Origin of the sequence: Mesorhizobium sp. M0074 (assembly GCF_040322975.1) — a bacterium.
Lineage (GTDB): Bacteria > Pseudomonadota > Alphaproteobacteria > Rhizobiales > Rhizobiaceae > Mesorhizobium.
In genome coordinates this window covers 85297-103223 of the sequence record NZ_JAMYUM010000027.1, presented here as the reverse complement: position 1 = coordinate 103223, position 17927 = coordinate 85297, and the positions used below count along the sequence as shown (strand labels likewise).

The following is a 17927-nucleotide window of genomic DNA, read 5'->3' as shown; positions in this document are numbered from 1 at the left end:
GAGCAAAAAGCAGCACGGCAAAATGGTCAGGACCTGGGTCGAGACACTCCGCCTTCGTCATCGCGATACAAAGCGCGCTGGGATGATTGGAACTCGATCCGCGTAACCCTTGAGGGCCAGCAGTCATCAAATCGACCGCATCAAAAGGCCGAATACATGACCGCTCCAGACTTGCGCCGTATCTGCTAATTGCCTCTTGCCTAAGAGGGGCCGTCCATACATGCCGAAAGGTTACCCGGGAAGCTGCTCGGCACGGCACCGATCGGCGCGAGCGAGGGCGCCGCGTTCGTCTTGACCTTGCGCACTGGCTTGGGGCTGGCGTTCACCCATGCCACCATATCGCAGTCGCCAAGCGAAGCGACCCAATCGAGGTCATGCTTGAGATCGAAGCATAGATGCGCCGCGGTGTTGTCCGGATCGCTCCCGAGCGGCGCCACCACGAAATGATAAGGTCGGTTGAAATAGAACTCCGTCACCACGAAGGCGCTCTCCTGCGCGATGAACCCGTTGACGCCCGCCTTGCTAGAGAACTGGATGAACCGCCGCCAGCAATCGGGCGCGCGATCCCGAACGCATCGAGCGATGTGGATGGTCGCCTCCACGTCGGCGAGCGCATCATGGGCATTCTCGTGCGAGAAGCCGTTCAGCGGCGCCAGCTGATCGAGCTTGAAGACAGCTTTTTCGTTCTCACCCCTCGGAACGCGGATGCATTCGGGGGCGAACTGCGAAGCCGCCTGGACGAGGGGCAGGACATCGGCACGGCAATTGCCGCTGGTGTTCGTCAGATAAGGCTCATGCAGAGTACGGAACAGCGCCTGCCGCAGCAGCAGCTCGTCGAATCTCATCGAATTATAGCCGATGAAGATGGCCGGCGACCATTCAAGGAGTTTCGACCGCACCGCCCGCATCATCTCATAGTGGCAGGGCAACGTCGCGTCGGTCACACGCGCGATCGACATGCCAGTGACCTTGAGAGCGGCGGGGTGCGGCACGACGTGCGGGAGGAGGCGGCACCGCATCTCGATCCGGTTGATCTCCCTCAGATCGGCGTCCGTCTTGATGGCGGCGAACTGCAGGATCTGGTCGAAGTCGGTTGAAGTCCCGGTGGTTTCAGTATCGTAGAAGACAAAGCTCATGCGTGGCTCCCGATTAAGCAAGTTGGACAGAGAGTATTTGGAGGGCAAGCGCGGGCTAGGCAGCGTCTTCCAGGATGGTGCGCAGGCGATGCCAGCTCTCCTCGGGCAGGAGCTGGGTCACCCTGAGCAGTGCGGAATCCCCGCTCTTAAGCACCATATCCCGCACCTTGGGCGCGATCTTCTCGCCCGCCTGGACCTCATCCTCGTCGATCTCCATCCCGCGGACGATCGCGCCGGTGCGGAGGGCCTCGTCGAGCGTGAGCGTGAAGGCGTGTCTCAGACTCTCGCCGCAGTGCTGGCAGTCCTGCGCGCCGGCGGGGTTGAGGCCGCCGCACTCGGAGCAAGCGCGGAAGTTCGTCGGGCGCTGCGGGAACTCATAGCCGCACGACGTGCACTCGGTCGCACTGAGCGGATTCTCCTCCGCGCACATGACGCACCGCTTCGACCGCGGCATCGTATCGCGACGCGCGCCAGGCGACATCTCCTCTTCGACGCGGCGGGCATAGGCTTCCAGCGTCTCGAAGCTCGGCATCACCACATAGGCGCGCGTATCGTCGTCTGGGCCATCCGTGCGCACGACCCGACCGATCGCCTGGCGGAAGGCCAGCTCGGTCAGGGCATTAGGCAGATAGACCAAGACCCGCAAGCGCCGGATATCTACGCCTTCGGAGATCATCGCGACGGACACGATCCAGCGCCGGTCCGTATTGCGGAAAGCCGCAATGCGATTTTCGGCGCCCGTCATCTGGCTGTGGACGATGATCGGCCGTTCGCCTTCGAAGCGCTCGATCAGCTCCGCGAAGAACTCGGCCATCTCGATCGACGGCGCGATCACCAGACCGCCGGCCCGCGGCATGCGCTCGCGCAGATCGTTGAGCTTCGCGCTCGCCCACTCGACCATCGACGCCTGATATCCCGTGGCGAGCGGAATGCGGCTACCCGGCTCGTACTGGGGAGCGCAGGCGAGACGGTAGAAGTCGAGGGCGCGCTGGAGGGCGGGGATCCGGGCCAGCTTGCCAGTGATCTCCGCCTTGTCGCGGCTCGAAATGTGGACCGCCTCGCCCCCTTCCAAATCGACCGTAAAACGGCCCTCGTGGCGGTGGAAGGTGACCGGTCGGCAGTAACCGAGATCGACCGCCGCACCATAGGTGAGCGTGTAGGTCCCTTCCGCCGGATGATCGATCGCGCCACGGTCGTCATAGGCTAGCCACACCGACTGAGCGCCGTCCGAGCGGATCGGCGTGCCGGTCAAGACGATCACATAGTGCGCTTCGGCAAAGGCACTGTCAGCGCCATCGCCCCACGCGGCCGCCACCGCAGCGTGATGATGCTCATCGCACACGACGAGGACGCGCTTGTCGCGGCAGATCGCCTGGAACGCATCCTGCAAACCGGCGACCGCGCTCCAAGTCGCGCACAGGTCCAGACCGAGCGTATGCAGCTCGCGATCGGCGCCCGTGGCCTTGTTCATGTGCCGTCCGGTCACGCGGGCGAAATCGGCGGCCCACTGATTGACGACCTCGGTGCGCGGCGCGATCACGACGACGCGGTCGATCTCGTCCTGCTCAAACAACGTCGCTGCGATTGCACAGGTTGCCAACGTCTTGCCGGCGCCGGGCGCCGCGTTGATGAGGAAATGACGGTCGAGGCGAGCCTTCGTCAGCCAGTTGACGGCCTGATCGTGCGCCTCGCGCTGCCAAGGACGGAGCTTCAGCATGGATTTGGTTCCTTTCGAGAGATTGCAGGGGCCACAAAGGGCGTCAGCATTGGCAAGGATGGTGGTGCCGCGCCTCGCAAAGGCCCGGCGGTGATCGGCGTGAAAATCGGGCGAAAGCGGATCGCCGCACCTTCTGCAGCGACCGCCCGCGACCATGGCCGCGATCCGGCGCTGTCGGCGGGTGAACCGCCGCCTCATTTGCTCACCCAATAGTCCGTGAGCACGATTTCCCTGACCGGCAGATTTGCCGGTGGCTGAAGGACGGCGTGGCGGTTCACCCGCGCGACAGCAGCGATGTAGGCAATCTGACGCGTGTGAACGATGAAGCCATCGCGACGAAGATCGCTAATCAGCTTGGTCAGATCGGGCACACCAAAAAGTACGATGGCCTCGAGCCGGGTCATGGGTTCTCCCGACAGAAGATGCTCGCGTGCCGCGAGGACCCCGCTGTGGCGAATGCTGCTCATGCGTAATGCTCCATCAATGGCGCCGCGCGGCGACCGGGGCGCCAAGAATAGTCGGCCGGATCGTCATCCCCCAAGAGGCCGCTCGAGTAGGATTCGTGGAGCAGCGCCCAGCCGCCATCGTCGAAAGCATGATCGAGCGCGATCAAGCCCGACGTCGAGAAATCCATCGTACCGCAGCGATCGATTACATCGCGATATTTGGCGAGGTCGATCAGCCGCTCCGCGATCTCAAGCACCTCGCCGGCGCTGACCAGGCTCCCAACGGCGCGGCGGATCTCCGCATAAACCAGAAACAACTTCTTCGAACGCTTCATTCAATCCTCCTCATTGTTTCGTCAAAGGAGGATATGCAGGGATCGTGCCAATTGCTCGGAACGGCGGAAAACTGCCGTTTTTCCCTACATCGATCTTGCAAACCAATAATACTGGTTATGGAATCGTAATATATGCTATAGCCATCGCATGAGATTGCTATTCGCCTGGATTGGCACGGCCGACCTCGAAGCTGAGAAGAACAAGACGGAGGGCCCGATCATGGGTGCACTCCGGCAGCGGTCGTTCGACGAAGTTTGGCTGCTGTGCAGTTGGCCAGAGGAATGGGTGCTTCGCTATCAGGCTTGGTTGGGTGCGACCGGAATCAAGGCCCGAATCCATCGGCGCTCTATCAACCTCAGTCAGCCCAACGCGTTTACCGAGATCTACGAGCACGCCTCTGCGGTCGTTGGAGAAGCTATTGCATGCAAGCGGCTGTCGCCTCGCCTGACGTTTCACCTCAGTCCCGGCACGCCGATAATGGCATCGGTCTGGCTCCTGCTCGCGACATCCCGCTTTCCAGCAGAATTGATTGAGTCCTCGCGCGGCGCAGTCAACACGGTCGAGACGCCGTTCAATCTGCCCAAACAGATTCTACCAGACTTGTTGCACGATCCAGATCGACGCCTAAGTGAGTCGACCGCAGGCCGCCCGCAACCGAGCAGCGGCTTTGAGAAAATCACCGGCGATAGCGAAGTGATGAAGCGTGTGATCGCGCTCGCGAAGAAGGCCGCTCCGCGTAACATCCCGCTCCTCATCGAAGGGGAATCCGGCACAGGAAAGGAGCTTTTCGCTCAAGCCGTTCATCAGGCAAGTCCGCGGGCGGATAAACTCATGGTCATCGTGAATTGCGGCGCCATTCCGGAGACCCTGATTGAGTCTCGACTATTCGGCCACACCAAGGGCGCGTTCACGGGGGCAATTAGCAACCAAGCCGGATGTTTCGAAGAGGCCGACGGAAGTACGCTGTTTTTAGACGAGGTCGGAGAACTTTCGCCTTCTGCGCAGGTGGCGCTCCTCCGCGTTCTGCAAGAAGGAGAGGTCACCCGCATCGGACAAAACAAGGTTCGCAAGGTGAACGTTCGCGTGATCGCCGCGACACATCGGAACCTCGCAGCAGCGGTCGTGAGCGGACAGTTTCGCGAAGACCTGTTCTATCGCTTAGCTGTCCTCCGGCTCCGGCTTCCAGCATTGAGGGAGCGAGGCAGCGACCTTGGACTTTTGATTGATCAAGGGCTGGAGCGAATCAATGGAGAGCTAGGTGACGATCCAATGTACGCCCCGAAATCGCTCAGCTCGGACGCGCGCCAGGTACTGATGCAACAGCCGTGGCGGGGAAATGTCCGAGAACTTCACAACACAATGCGACGCGCCCTTGTATGGTCGGATAACGACGTTCTTTCTGCCGAGGACGCAAGATTCGCTCTATTCTCGGATAAGCCCAGCATCAATAATGGCGAGATACTTGAGCGCCCGCTTGGCCCCGCTTTCAAGCTTGACTCTCTTCTCGATGAGGTCGCCACACATTATATCGAACGTGCAATCGAGGCGGCTGCTGGTAACAAGAGCAAGGCGGCAAAGCTGATTGGATTTGCCAGCTATCAACGGCTGGACAAACATTGCAGCCGCCTAGGCCTGCTGCCGTCACGCCTCGATAGTGCTCAGCGCAAAAGACCGGCGCCAACCATACCAGCCTCGAAACTCTGAATGTCTTTCCAGTCGACCGGGCGACCATGCGCAAGATTGTTCCGCAGAATTCGCCCCGCGTGGATGGCGTCGAGCACCCGGCTGGCAATTCCGGCGCGTTTCAACTGCCAGCAGATCGGGCCCCAGTCCAACGTATCGACATCGTCACCGTATGACAGCTCGTCAGGCCGTAGCTGCCGACGATAGGTTCGAACCACCGCTTGCCGATATTCATCCAACCACGGGAATAGAATTGCTACCTGCCCACGCCAGACGCGCTTCGTGAGCAGCGAAGGCTCGTTCGCGGCAAGCAGTAGCGGATGAATACACGGCTCGCCGCCCCAACGGTCGAGATTGCCCGCGGCCCAATTTGGCCGAGCCCCGCGCCACAAATCGATTCTTGGGTCACTCCAATTGTACAGGTGCGCGTCCGGCCTGGTTGCTCGATGTGTGGGCATCGACAATATGCGCTCGACGATATCGAAATCCCAAGCACCCACCTCAACGGCAACGCTTGTCTTCAAGCGATGCTCGAATGTCTGGATGCCACGTCCGGCGGCTGCGGCGAACCCGATCCCGTCATGGGGGCCTAAGATGCCTTCGGTCTGCAGGAGTTCCCAGACGGGACGCGAGCATGCGTCGACATGTTCTGGCGTGACCAGCACCACGACCGGCGCCGACGCGTCCCCGCGAACAGCGCAACTCTGGGCGAAGCTCAAGATGTCGGACGTCAGCGAGGGGTTTGATTCCGCATTCCAGGCCAATATGACGGCATATTTCAAATCGAAAGCGAAGCCGTCTACCGTGGATGCGACGTTTGAAAATGTACCTTTCAGTCGCTCACAGAAGGTTTCGTGCGACGCACCATCGACCTCACAGAGATGATCCAACCCTTCCCGACGCGTAAGGTCAGCGATGGCCGACACCAAGGGGGCGGTGTGGAATGGCTCATGGATCAGGATGGATCGTCGTTCCCGATCGCCAGTCCGGATCGCCTCCACGAAGCGCCTCCCGCCCGGAAGGCGCCAAAAATCCACATGCCGGTTCAAGCGGATGGCCGAGAACGGAGCAACTCCGCTATAAGCGGGTTGAGTTGCCAACCGGAAAGCAGATCGCGATCCATCGTGCGATCTAATAAGCCGAGGCATCCAAGAACCCGCAGGGCACGATCACCGTCCCGCAGTCCCTCGTCGCGCATGAGATCAATGACGGATTCTTGGTCGCCGACGGAGATCGCGCCGTCGCATTGGTTCAGAACGAACTCACTAACCTGTCTGAGCCAGACAGCACCGAGTCCGACGCTTGCAAGCGCCTTGTCAGGATCGGCCAACATTGTCCCGCGTGCAGTCTCGGCGGCCGCCAGTATTTGCTCGGCGGTATCACCAACCAGGTCCGCGAGGACGTCCGGAAAGCCTCCGGTCGTAAGCCGGAGCTTTTCGATCGCGCCCGGAGGCACCGTCCGGCTCCCCGTCCTACGCTCAAGCCATGCTCGGAGGCTGGCATCATGAAGCGGACTAAGCGAAACGAGCATCGCCCCCCACAGGCGATCGCCCTGATCTTCATCACCCAGTTCACGCCAGTCAATCATGCTGGGCAATAGAATGACTCTGACGCCTTGCTCCTTTCCCCGATTGGACAAGCGCTTTGCGCGCCGGACTTCAAGATGTTCGAACGCCGCAGCAACAGCTTCCCTGCCGAGCCAGGGCCCGGACGCGATCAGCAGACCTTTTTGGCGTCCAGCTTCCTTGGTCCGGCTGGCAACCGTCGTTATGGCGCGTTCGAGCTGTGAGATAGTATCGACCGATTTGAACGGTACGACGAGGAGCTCCTCGTCTGTCCGCGTTAGTTCTGCGATTGCCTCCGGCATTAGCCCCAAGCCGAGCGCCTCAGATGTCAGAACGAGCGTGACCGGGGGCGCGTTGCGATGCTCCATCAGCACAGCTTCTTGGCGGAAGGTCAGAGGTGAAGATGCTTTCCCTAAGGCTCGCCGAAGGCTTCCGGTGTCCTCGACGACTTCATAAGACTGATCGGCCAGTTCCTGTATTCGGTCCTCGACCTCGGTAACCGAGCCCAGCATCGCCGCGATCCGCGCCGACCGTATCGCATAGCGACCGTCATTGAGCCCGACCAGAACGCCGAGGCCCTCCATTTCCTTCAGGAGGCCCTCAAATGCGGAGTTTGAACTATCCTCGACAAATCCCTGCGGCCACCAGAACATTGCCTCTTTTTGGATCGCGGCAATCGACATGCCGGGACGCATATCGTCTCGGTTGGCCGACTTCTGGGTCCCAATCATCACGAGATAGGCGATCAGGCGATATCGCGGATCGAGGTCGAGCGTTTTGTCGAACTTATCCCGCACATTGTTGCGAAAAGCGCTGTCTTCCAATGCTGCGTTGAGCTCACTTCCGCTGATACGGATAGGCAATTCCGGCGGCTCGCCACCGATACTGGACCCAGCACGGGCGTTCATGCGGTTTACGAGCACCATGCCGAACGTCTGCATCAGCGACGGATAGTAGCCGACCTCGGACAATGCTCGGCCCATCAGCGCCCGGCCTTCTTCAACATTGGCCCCAAAGGCGTAGCCGGCGGCGGCCATCGGCTGCTCGACCATGTTGCGCGCTTCGAACAGATCCTTGCCCATCAGCGGGCCGACCCGAATGGGCATGCCGAAATGCAGCAGAGGGGAGTTGGGCGTGCGTGCGAGGCGTTGCACGTCGTGCAGTCCAGCAAAGACGAATTTGCAGCGTCGGTCGGTGACACGCATCAGTTCGCGCAGCTGGAGAAGCATCTTGAAGTCCGAACGCATCTCGCTGCTCAGGAACTTGTCTGCTTCGTCTATCAAGAAGAGCAGGCGTCTCGTGACATCCGCTTCAAGCCAGTCACGAATAGCTTTCTGAATCTCGGGGGCGCTACGCTTGCTTGGCATGGGGATGCCACGCGCTTCCGCTCGATTGCCGATCCACCGCCAGAAGCTCTGTATGCCTTGGCGTGTGAACTCTTCGACCTCATCGTCGCCATACTCAACCACTTGGTCGGGCCTGTTGTGGCGTAGCTCGATCTGCCGCAAAAGTGCCGTCTTGCCGAGCTGCCGGCCGCCGTAGACAAGGCAGGAGCCATTGGGATCCCACAACTCCCTGAGCTCGCCGCTGCGACCGAAGAACATTTCGGGAGAAGTCTTCTGCGCCGTGTCGGAATAGGGCTGTACGACGCCACATGCGAGCGACAGCCCGAACACGTCCGACCGTTGCCAGCCACGACGCATCACCAGGAAGAGTATCGTCGCCTCATCAATCAAGCCGCATGCTGGTGTCGCGCCGGCTGACCTCACCCTTTGCATGAACGCCTTGCGCGCGGCGCCCGGCATCGATCCGCGAATGACAAAAAAGGTGGGCGCGCTCAGCTTGCCTTTCAATGTCGCCAGTTCGACACCGGATCCGATGCCGCGGCGATCGACCAACACGACCGCATACCGGCCTTTCGCCTCGCTTCCGAAGGACGGGACGACGCATTCTTCCCGCGTCGTGAAGACAGGTGTTCTCAGTTGGTAGTGGCCCGGCACCTCAGGATTCTTGTTGATGGTGACATCAATTGCAGTCGCCGCGAAAAGCGCCTGAAATATCGCTCGAAGCTGCGGCGGCGACTGATTGCCCTCATTTTCCTTAAGCTCACGCCATGCCTTCAGCAATGACCGCGCAGTATCAATCTCGCCTTCTTCCCAACCGCTGAAGTCGACGCCATCCAGCTGCCCACGCGCCTCGATCGCGCGCTCCAGCGAAGGCAGGTCTATACGCCTCCCCTGACCTTGAAGATGGGCATTGAAAGCTTCCAAGAGGTTGGTTGCCGACGGCGGCGGCACCGCGCCATGCTTGTAGGCTTCGATATGTTCGCTCAGTGTCGCAAGATCGCCCAGCTCGATCATCTTGCGTAGTTCGGAGACATTTTGGCCAGTGCTTTCGAGCGTGCTGACCTCGTGTTGCAGTGGACCGACAAGCGCGTTGAAGCCGCTATCGAGCTGGGTCTCGATCCGGGAAAGCGTATCGTTCCAATCCGCGAGGTCGATAGATCCGGTATTATCGCCGACCTGGATCTCCAACTCGTCCAGACTGGGGCTCAGATCGCGACTGAGAAGCTGGCGGTCGTCGGCGCCGAGCAGTTCATTCAGACGGCTCCGGGCTTTCGCAAGGCGAGAGCGTGCCTGCGTCAGCAGTCGATCCCGTTCACCCCGGATCTTCCGCTCCAGCGATTCATCCCGCGTAGGGTCATCCGCGACGACCTTTTCACGCAACAGGTCGACCTGGGTGAACCGTCCCCGCTGAAGCGCAGACTGCAGGGCCAGTTCGAAATCGGGCGAGCGAGAGGCCAGTTCTTCGGCATCGACAAAAAAGGCAAATCGTTTCTGCTCGTTCCAGGACCCTGCGTCTTCGATCGCGATACGTGAATTGAAGAGAAGAAGTTCCTCGTCGGCTGTGACAAGCGGGGGGCGGTTCACGCCCTGAAACAAGTCGAGGACGCCCGCTATCGCCTCATGACAAACATCGATTGCCAGTTTCAGCGCGGGATTACCCTGTGTGTCGATCGCTGCCAGTTCAGCAGAAGCGGCTTCGAGACGTGTCTTCAGTTCGTCCCGACTTTCCACATTATACCGATCGAGCGGTGATTTCTGCAGCGCCCGATATAAGGTTCGCCAGCTTTCCAGCCTCGCGGCGACATCCTTCAGCCAGTCACGCAGCGTCGCCCGGGGTTTGGCGGTCAATGGCTCACGCTTGCGCCCACCAAGAGCTTCCCGATCCCGGTCGGTGATCAGCCTGTCGATGTCGGCCAGCGTTGAATCCAGCGCATGGTCAACCAACCTGGCCGCATTGGGGGCACCCGCAATTATTGCCTGCAGCGCATCGTGAACTGGGCCCTTGCGCAGCACGCTGACCCAGATGGCCGTCGCCGGTTGAAATTTGATGGTTCGGCGGTCGGCAATCGCAAGAAACCGCTCGGTGGCCGACTGGAGCGCTTCGAGCTCAAGCTTTGGCGCCATTTTGTCCCCAACGACTGCCAACTCAGCCGGCACGATGTCGCCGTTTCTGACATTGTTGGTGGCGAACACGGACAGGCCATGAATGGCAGGCCCCAGACTCTGGAGGCCAGACAGGCGCAGCAAGACTTGGTTAGCGCCGGACGCTATCGCGAACAGGGCCGGACGGAGAGCCCCGGCGAATGCCACAAGTCGAACCGGCTGATCGACGTCGTCATCGCCGAGCAATTCTTCCACTCCGGGACGAGCATGCGAAAAAAGGGCGACGCCGCGTGATCCACCCGGTGTTCCCACGACAAGCCCGGCGCCCAGCGCCTTCAGAAGCGCGCTACTGAAACCAAACGGCGGAGCCTCGCCGTCTATTTCCGCTACAGCCGAAATATGGGTGGCGAGACCATAGCGACGTCTTGCCAGCGCAGTGGCAGATGCCCGCAGAGCCTGCTGTCTTCTGCTTTTGATATCGGCGTTGGCACTTCCCCCTAAGTCGATGAGATCGGATTCGTCGACAATCGGCTCCACTGCGGGACCTTCGATTGTCTCCACGACAGCGTGCTCGCTCTCCACGGTAGACGTGGTGTCGGATGGCGCGCCTTCATCGAGCAAAGGGGTGCCAAGGACCAAAATCTCAGGCGCATCGTCTGGAATATTCGATGACTGTACCGCAGCCTCGGGAGCCGGCGAAGCTGCTTCCGAGTCATCTGCTTCGGTTGATAGGGTCTGCGGCTGGTCGGTCGCGAGTGCCGTGAGCAGCAGATCGATTTCCTTGGCCAGAAGCCGTTCTGCTTCGTGCGCGGCAGCCACTCCGGTATAGTCATGCGTCTCGGACAGGCGATCCATCGCCGATCGCCAGCTCTGCGCCGCCTGTATGTAGGACGGCGCGAGTTCGATGACCTGCTCGATCACGGAAAGCGGCCATTCGTCACCCGTCACGGCTATGCGCGCCAGTATATCTGCCGTATTGGCCGTCGTGCTGCCAGCCGCCTGCGATACCGCAGTCTGATAGTTCGACAATACAGCAGCGAGTTCGACTCTCTTATCTTTGGTGGCTCGAGCCCGATGCTCATCTGTCGCGAGGTGATCCAGGCGATCGGCCGCTCGCCTCAGTTGGGACGCGAGGTCTGTAGCATCGCCGTCGGCGTCAGCGAGCCATTCGAAAATGTCGTCTCGAATCTTCCGCAGGCTATCTTGGGTTTGCCTGATGTCCTCCTCAGACGAGGACACGTCGCGAGCCTCCGGTTTGGCGTTGGCAACGGTCAGGGGTTCGAACAGCGTCGCGACCTCGCGATAATCCGCAATCCACCCATTCGCTGACTGGTCAATGTCGGAGCCATGGTCCCACCATAGCACCCACGCGGCCTCGATCGACGCTCCTCCCTCAGCCAGAATGCGCGCCCAAGACGCCTTTCCGGGTAGTTCGGGACCTCGGAGCGTGACGACAACCCGTTTGGCATTCGCTTTGACGGCTTCCTCAAGACCTCTGATTTTCGCCCGGTTGCAGATCGCTTCAGTTGCTTCACGACCACCCGGGAGGTTTAGCAATCTTGAGAGAGCAAGATAGGTTTCATCCTTGCCGAATGTCTCGTTCCAGCCATCCACCTTCCGATGCCGGGCGTTTTCAGCGAACTTGCGGACATGGCTTTTCGCCCATCCGAGCAGCGCCGACACATTGGCCGGCGTCAACAAGTTGATCGAGCGATCGAAATCTTCAGATATCGGCATTCATCCCCCCGCCCCCAGCTACGACAGGTTGCTGACAATGTTCAAGCGAGAAAACGGCCCATTTGGATGTTACGGAGTTACTCATGACCGAGATAAGGCGCTGGCACACAACGCGCACGTTGCGCGCGAATGTCCGCTTTCTCCCCCTTTGGGCCTGAAACCCGACGGGCAGGAGACGGCCCCAAAGCTGCCAGGCGGCAACGCACTTTGAGATGACCTCCTGCCGCTTCCTGTTAGCCGAAGTTGAGCGGCCCCGCTGATAATCGTGGTTGCGCCTTTAGGGCATCGTGGTTCAGACCGCTGGCGGATTGAACTCATGTTGGCTTTGCGATCGGCTCATCGTTGCCGACAATCGGTGACCTATATTCGGTGACCTATATAAAGGGCATGTCCACGCGCCGAAAAATCAATGCAACAGCGAAGCTGATTGGAGAGTGGCCTTTAACCCCGGCTGCAACGCTTGGATCGTCCGTGAGAGCGAGGGGTATTTTTCTCGAAATACGCGCTCGCCTTCCGACGGAGTTCAGGAAACTGCTCCATATCGAGTCCCGCGTGCTCACCCTGCGCCTATCTGAGGGCGCCGAGGATGATGTGCAGGTGGTATTCGGGATCGTATCCAAAGCACTGCAGAATATCGAAGACCTGCCCGTAATTCCCCGTGAAATCGAGGACATTCTGACGATCTCGACGGCCGAACGGCACCGCTGGCTGAAAGATGGTCGTTTGCAGAGCGCCGGGACCAAAACGGTGAAACTCCGCGGGCGGGCAAGGAACATCACCTTTCACGTGTTCGAGCCGCAGCACGTGGAGGATGTGCTTGACCGCGACCTGGTTACGGTCTGGCGCGAGCAGGACGCAGCGACAGCTGCAGAGAATAGGCGGCGAGCCGCGGGGAAGGCCGCTATGAAGCGCGCCCAAAGAAACGATCGCGGAACTGCAGCTTCAGCTGCCTATGGCCCCGATGAGAACTCGCACTCCAGTTTGCGCGGCTGGGAAGATTTTGAGAAGGACGGACTCCTGCGCTGATAGGCCGGGCGCACAAGCAGTTTAAGACGTTTGCCTGCGCCGTGCGAGATGCGCAAGGAGGGCCACCAAACGCATCGCGTTCAGGACCCGCTTCGCAGGGACACCGCCCTTGCGCGCCATCTCGACACCCCAATGCATGTGGTCAAGCTCGCGGATCGAATGAGCGTCCGGATTGATGCTGAAGATGCAGCCCTGATCGAGTGCCTTTTGATGCCAGCGCCAGTCGAGGTCGAGCCGCCACGGATGAGCGTTGATTTCGACAGCGACGCCGTGTTTCGCACACGCTTTGAGGACTTTGTCGACGTCGAGATCATAACCGGGCCGGCGCAACAGCTGGCGGCCGGTCATGTGCCCGATGATTGTCGTCCGAGGATTCCCGACCGCCTCAATGATACGCTCCGTCTGTTCCTTCTTGGGCAACTTGAAGTGGCTGTGCACGCTCGCGACGACGAAATCGAACTGCTCCAAGATATGATCCGGGTAATCGAGCGAGCCATCCGCCAGGATGTCCGCCTCAATGCCCTTCAGTATGCGAAATTTTCCATTGTATGCCTTGTTCAGCCGGTCAGCTTCGCGGTGCTGTTCAGCAATCTCCTGCAACGAAAGGCCGCCTGCGTAATGAGCGGACTGCGAATGATCGGCGACACCATAGTAGTCGAAACCGCGCTTGCGCGTGGCTTCAGCCATTGCCTCAAGCGTTTCGGTCCCATCGGATGCGGTCGTGTGAGAATGCAGGATGCCATGCAGATCTTCATCCCGGATAAGGGCGGGTAGCTTCTGCTTCGCCGCTCGCTCGATCTCGCCCCTGCCTTCGCGCAATTCCGGCTCGATAAATTGCAATTCTAGCGCTTGGTAGATTTCTTCTTCTGTCGCTGACGCGATCAGCTTTCTCCCGCGATGAAGCCCGTCGGCGTTTAGAGTGAAACCCTTGTCGGCCGCGAACGTCTTTAGTTGCTCAAGGTGATCTGCCGAACCGGTCGCTTCGAGCAGGCTCGCGCCAAAGTGCTTCCTGTCCGAGACGACAAGCCTGAGGGTCGTATCCTCAATTCCAACCGACTTTCTGCCCTGCGCTACCAGGGCGAAGTCGGAAACGAGCTCGCAACCGCGCCGGAAGTCGCCGGCAATTTCGACGCGCGAAAACTCTGGATGCTCTTGCTTTACCGATATGACCGCATGTTCGAGAAGAGCGGCGGCCTTGTGCAGGTGAAGTTGCGTTTCGCCGCTTCGCACAATGGCCAGGTTCTGCAGGAGCTTTGTCTGAAGGGCAGCGCCGAGGCCTTTGACCGGGCGTATGCGGTCTTGTTTTGCCGCAGCCTCGAGCTCTGCTAGCGAGCTCACGCCGAGCGCCTGATGAAGCTTCAGTATCTTATCGGGACGAAGCCCGGGTATGGCAAACAGCTCCATCACGCCCGCTGGGACATCCCCGCGCAGCTTCTCAAGACTTGGATGCGTGCCGGTTTGATAAAGCTTGGTCACGATGTCTGCGATGGCATCACCGATCCGCGGGATCTTGGTGAGGGCGCCGGCGGCGATGATCCGTTCAAGCGGCTGCGACAGCGCCATCAAACTGTCTGCCGCGCGCAGATATGCCTTTGTGCGATAGGGATTGTCGCCGCGCATAGACGCCCGTTGCGCATATTCCCTTAAAAGACTGGCGACGGTCCTCGGATCGATTTTTGCCATGGCTTCAGCCAAACGAGGCCGATCTCCGCGGGTTCCAATCAGGCAAGGCCAAGAGCGCTGCATTGTCCTTTAAATCCCGGCTTTACTGCCTCTTCCCGCTCGGACGCTACAGATTGGGCAAGGATTGGTCAGCGCGACCCCATCCCGCCAGAGCTTTGGAGGCTGCGCGTTTCTTTAATTCAGGAGCATCGCCCACGTGGAAATGAGAGGGCGCATCTATTGTCTTCATCTCCGCCCACGTGATCGGTGCCGCGACAGGAGCGCCCGGACGTGATCTTGCGCTGTAGGGCATGATCGCGGTCGCCCCCCGCTGATTGCGTAGATAGTCCACAAAGATGCGACCCTTGCGGCGCGCCTTTGACAACACGGCCGTGAAATGGGCCGGATCGCTCTGGGCGACCGCCTGCGCCAGGCGAAACGCGAAGTCCTTCACCTCTGGCCACTCGGCGTCAGGGGTGAGGGGCGCGATGACGTGCACTCCTTTGCCTCCCGTCAGCATCGGGAAAGTCGTGAGCCCCAGCGATTTAAGGATAGCGCGGAACTGAAAGGCAGCTGCGCGGACGGCCTCAAAATCGAGGCCTTCATCGGGGTCTAGGTCGAACACGAGACGGTCGGCCTTTTCGACATCCTCGATCCGAGCCCCCCATCCATGCAGCTCAATCGTTCCCATCTGGACGCACGTCATCAGTCCGTCGGCATCGTCGACATAGAGATATGGTTCCTCGTGCCCGTCCTTCTCCCTGATGCCGACGTGGTGGACTTTGTCGCCGAAGCTGCCGGCGTCGTGTTTTTGGAAGAAGCACTTCTTCGCGCGGCCCTGTGGGCATCGAACCAGACTGATCGGCCGGCTGCCAACCCAAGGGAGCATGATCGCCGCGACCGCTGCATAATGGTCGGCGAGCTGTCCCTTGGTGATGTTGGACTCCGGATAGATGACGCGGTCACCGTTGCTTATCGCGATGGCGGTTGTCCCAGACGCGGCGAGACCGGCTGCATGACGTTCCGTCTCGAGCACGACCGCCTCCGGCTTCTTGTCTTCGCGGAGACCAAGATAGCTCGGATGTCGTAACGTCCCTTCATTTGTCATTTCGGTAAAAGCAATCTCAGCGACCAGTTTCGGACGGAGCCAGTGTGCGTCGCGCACTTCGGCGCGTGGGGCGTCGACGGTAGCGGCCTTCTGCTCAAGCGGCGCCATGATCTTCAAGAGACGAAGAAGTTCAGCGGTATCGAAGCCGGTGCCGACTTTCCCGGCGTAACGCAGCTTGCCGCCGTCATGAACGCCAAGGATCAAGGACCGAAACGCGCGGACCTTGTCGGACGGCGTCCAGCCGACAATCACAAATTCCTGCCGCCTGATGCATTTGATCTTCAGCCAGCTTGCGCCGCGGGCCGCCACATAACGCGAATCCGCGAGCTTTGAGATAACGCCCTCAAGGCCGGCTGCGCAGAAGCGATCGAGCAGCTCTTCTCCGCGGCCGAGGATATGGTCGGAGTAACGAAGGACCAGATTCTTCGCAGGCGAGATCGCCTCCAGTTTCGCCTTGCGCTCAAGAAGAGGAAGCCTTGTCAGATCTTCGCCGTCGAGCTGCAGTAGATCGAACGCATAAAAGTCGATAGTCGCCGGGGCAGCCTTCAATGCCTTCTGAAGTGCCTGGAAGTTAGATCTTCCATCCGCATCGACAACCACGGCCTCGCCGTCAATCAGGACGGAGCGCACGTTGAGCTTGCGAGCCTCGGAGAGGATCGAAGGAAAACGGCTAGACCAGTCCAGACCAGATCGTGTGTAGGCTCGCGCTTCGCCGCCGCCGACGGCAACGAGAATACGATAGCCGTCGTATTTCATCTCATGGATCCAACGATCGCCGGCAGGGACCCTGTCCACGAGCGTTGCGAGCTGGAGCGGCCGGAAAGCAGGCGGCGCTAAAGTGACCTCGTCACGAACGGGCGACTTCGCTCGACTAGCGCTCGACCCATTGATTGCCTTGCGCGACGTTGGCTTGACCACCCTGACCTAAACCATACTCAGAGATGAATAGCGTTTCGCATCCAACGCGCGACTACTTCTTTAGTTTCGTTGCCGGCCGTATTGAGCTTTTGGCGATCATTGAGGCCCTGCTTCCTGGGTCCGGCCCTTCCACCTTCCCAATCTGCGCACACAGCTCACTGGCAATAATTAAGAGCAGGAACGTGCCCTCAAATGCCGCCGCAGCGTATCCGCTTTCTGCCATCGGCCTTAAGAGCCCGGTTAGCCCTCCACCGAGGGAACCCACTTTCTCCAACTTTTCGCCAGCGGCGGATTCTTTGCCAGTCGCGCATTTGAAGCCTATGCTGTCGCATCGGCCGCCAGATCCTTCGGACGCAGCCGACAGTAAGAGGTACGTGCTCTTGCCCGTATGGGAGAGAGCCATGCCCCAATCCCTTCTTCGCAACCATGTATTGAAAGCTCTCTCCTCAGAGGATTTCGCGCGATTGCAGCCGTCACTGCATCACGTCGAACTAGGCATCAAAGCCCAGCTTGAAGTCTCATATCAGCCGATCGAGCGTGTATATTTTCCAGAGATGGGCATCGCGTCGGTGGTCGCTACGATGACTGGGGGGCGGCAAAGCGAGGTCGGCATCGTCGGCCACGACGGCATGACAGGAGTTGCCGTTATCCTCGGCCAAGACAGGTCTCCCAACGAAACCTATATCCAGGTCGCAGGTAATGGCTGGATTCTCTCGGTTGAAAATCTTCGCTCTGCGATTGCGGCAAGCCAATCCCTTCGCGAGTCACTGCTTCGCTATGCCCACGCGTTCCTCGTCCAGTCGTCCCGGACGGCACTGGTCAACGGCCATTCGAAAATCGAGGAGCGGTTGGCCCGCTGGTTGCTGATGGTCCAAGACCGCGTCGAAGGAAGCAAGATCTACCTGACGCATGAATTTCTGGCGACCATGCTTGGCGCTCGGCGTCCCGGCGTTACCATCGCACTCCAAATGCTTGAATATCGGGGCCTGGTTCACGCCAAGCGCGGCGAGATCACGATTGTCGACCGCGTTGGAATGATACAACTCACACATGGTGCTTACGGTGAGGAGGAACAAAGTCACTTCGGCCTTGCCTCCGCCTGATTGTTCGGAATCAGACAGACCCTTGCAGCCTACGGAATTCC

At 59.9% G+C, this 17927-nt stretch carries 12 protein-coding genes and 1 pseudogene; 4 read left to right on the top strand and 9 right to left on the bottom strand.

Translation table 11 applies throughout. The annotated features are described in order from the left end of the window. Nucleotides 1-189 (top strand): hypothetical protein (locus NKJ73_RS29015; RefSeq protein ID WP_352571960.1); only part of this gene is annotated, 189 nt, incomplete at its 5' end. An 11-nt stretch (nucleotides 190-200) separates the two neighbouring features. Here NKJ73_RS29015 and NKJ73_RS29010 read toward each other — a convergent pair. The 5 genes and pseudogenes from NKJ73_RS29010 to NKJ73_RS28990 form a co-directional block, all read right to left on the bottom strand. Further along, nucleotides 201-1136, bottom strand: coding sequence for an exonuclease domain-containing protein (locus tag NKJ73_RS29010; RefSeq protein ID WP_352571959.1), 936 nt, complete (start codon nucleotides 1134-1136; stop codon nucleotides 201-203). 55 nt (nucleotides 1137-1191) lie between these two features. Then, nucleotides 1192-2853 (bottom strand): DEAD/DEAH box helicase, encoded by a 1662-nt coding sequence (locus NKJ73_RS29005; RefSeq protein ID WP_352571967.1) that lies wholly within the window; start codon nucleotides 2851-2853, stop codon nucleotides 1192-1194. Between the two features lie 18 nt (nucleotides 2854-2871). After that, a pseudogene (locus tag NKJ73_RS29000) lies at nucleotides 2872-3009 on the bottom strand (HNH endonuclease); the annotation flags it as partial. A 38-nt stretch (nucleotides 3010-3047) separates the two neighbouring features. Continuing rightward, nucleotides 3048-3320, bottom strand: coding sequence for a helix-turn-helix domain-containing protein (locus NKJ73_RS28995; protein ID WP_352571958.1), 273 nt, complete (start codon nucleotides 3318-3320; stop codon nucleotides 3048-3050). Then, complete coding sequence (locus NKJ73_RS28990) at nucleotides 3317-3634, bottom strand: hypothetical protein (protein WP_352571957.1); 318 nt, start codon at nucleotides 3632-3634, stop codon at nucleotides 3317-3319. The genes NKJ73_RS28995 and NKJ73_RS28990 overlap by 4 nt, the downstream gene beginning before the upstream one ends. A gap of 148 nt (nucleotides 3635-3782) precedes the next feature. Here NKJ73_RS28990 and NKJ73_RS28985 point away from each other — a divergent pair, with 148 nt between their 5' ends. Next, nucleotides 3783-5339 carry a sigma-54 interaction domain-containing protein gene (locus NKJ73_RS28985; protein WP_352571956.1) on the top strand — a complete coding sequence of 519 codons (1557 nt, stop codon included), beginning with the start codon at nucleotides 3783-3785 and terminating at the stop codon, nucleotides 5337-5339. On the opposite strand, the gene NKJ73_RS28980 is transcribed toward NKJ73_RS28985, so the two are convergent. Next, entirely contained in the window at nucleotides 5294-6319 is a 1026-nt protein-coding gene (locus NKJ73_RS28980) for a hypothetical protein (protein WP_352571955.1), read from the bottom strand. The two genes, NKJ73_RS28985 and NKJ73_RS28980, sit on opposite strands and share 46 nt — an antisense overlap. 44 nt (nucleotides 6320-6363) lie before the next feature. Beyond that, nucleotides 6364-12069, bottom strand: coding sequence for an ATP-binding protein (locus NKJ73_RS28975; protein WP_352571954.1), 5706 nt, complete (start codon nucleotides 12067-12069; stop codon nucleotides 6364-6366). Between the two features lie 387 nt (nucleotides 12070-12456). Between NKJ73_RS28975 and NKJ73_RS28970 the strand changes: the two genes are divergently transcribed. After that, complete coding sequence (locus NKJ73_RS28970; protein ID WP_352571966.1) at nucleotides 12457-13095, top strand: hypothetical protein; 639 nt, start codon at nucleotides 12457-12459, stop codon at nucleotides 13093-13095. A 21-nt stretch (nucleotides 13096-13116) separates the two neighbouring features. Here the strand turns inward: NKJ73_RS28970 and NKJ73_RS28965 are convergent, their stop codons facing one another. Both NKJ73_RS28965 and ligD read right to left on the bottom strand, forming a co-directional pair. Next, nucleotides 13117-14778 carry a DNA polymerase/3'-5' exonuclease PolX gene (locus tag NKJ73_RS28965; RefSeq protein ID WP_352571965.1) on the bottom strand — a complete coding sequence of 554 codons (1662 nt, stop codon included), beginning with the start codon at nucleotides 14776-14778 and terminating at the stop codon, nucleotides 13117-13119. Nucleotides 14779-14884: 106 nt separating this feature from the next. Next, entirely contained in the window at nucleotides 14885-16783 is a 1899-nt protein-coding gene (gene ligD / locus NKJ73_RS28960; protein WP_352571953.1) for a DNA ligase D, read from the bottom strand. A 401-nt stretch (nucleotides 16784-17184) separates the two neighbouring features. Here ligD and NKJ73_RS28955 point away from each other — a divergent pair, with 401 nt between their 5' ends. Next, on the top strand, nucleotides 17185-17886 hold the full coding sequence (locus tag NKJ73_RS28955) for a Crp/Fnr family transcriptional regulator (protein ID WP_352571952.1): 702 nt from the start codon (nucleotides 17185-17187) through the stop codon (nucleotides 17884-17886). The last annotated feature ends 41 nt before the right edge of the window (nucleotides 17887-17927 follow it).

Coding starts and splice junctions, on each gene's coding strand:
- NKJ73_RS29010 (WP_352571959.1), bottom strand. CDS start 1,136: ATGAGCTTTGTCTTCTACGATACTGAAACCACCGGGACTTCAACCGAC.
- NKJ73_RS29005 (WP_352571967.1), bottom strand. CDS start 2,853: ATGCTGAAGCTCCGTCCTTGGCAGCGCGAGGCGCACGATCAGGCCGTC.
- NKJ73_RS28995 (WP_352571958.1), bottom strand. CDS start 3,320: ATGAGCAGCATTCGCCACAGCGGGGTCCTCGCGGCACGCGAGCATCTT.
- NKJ73_RS28990 (WP_352571957.1), bottom strand. CDS start 3,634: ATGAAGCGTTCGAAGAAGTTGTTTCTGGTTTATGCGGAGATCCGCCGC.
- NKJ73_RS28985 (WP_352571956.1), top strand. CDS start 3,783: ATGAGATTGCTATTCGCCTGGATTGGCACGGCCGACCTCGAAGCTGAG.
- NKJ73_RS28975 (WP_352571954.1), bottom strand. CDS start 12,069: ATGCCGATATCTGAAGATTTCGATCGCTCGATCAACTTGTTGACGCCG.
- NKJ73_RS28970 (WP_352571966.1), top strand. CDS start 12,457: ATGTCCACGCGCCGAAAAATCAATGCAACAGCGAAGCTGATTGGAGAG.
- NKJ73_RS28965 (WP_352571965.1), bottom strand. CDS start 14,778: ATGGCAAAAATCGATCCGAGGACCGTCGCCAGTCTTTTAAGGGAATAT.
- NKJ73_RS28955 (WP_352571952.1), top strand. CDS start 17,185: ATGCCCCAATCCCTTCTTCGCAACCATGTATTGAAAGCTCTCTCCTCA.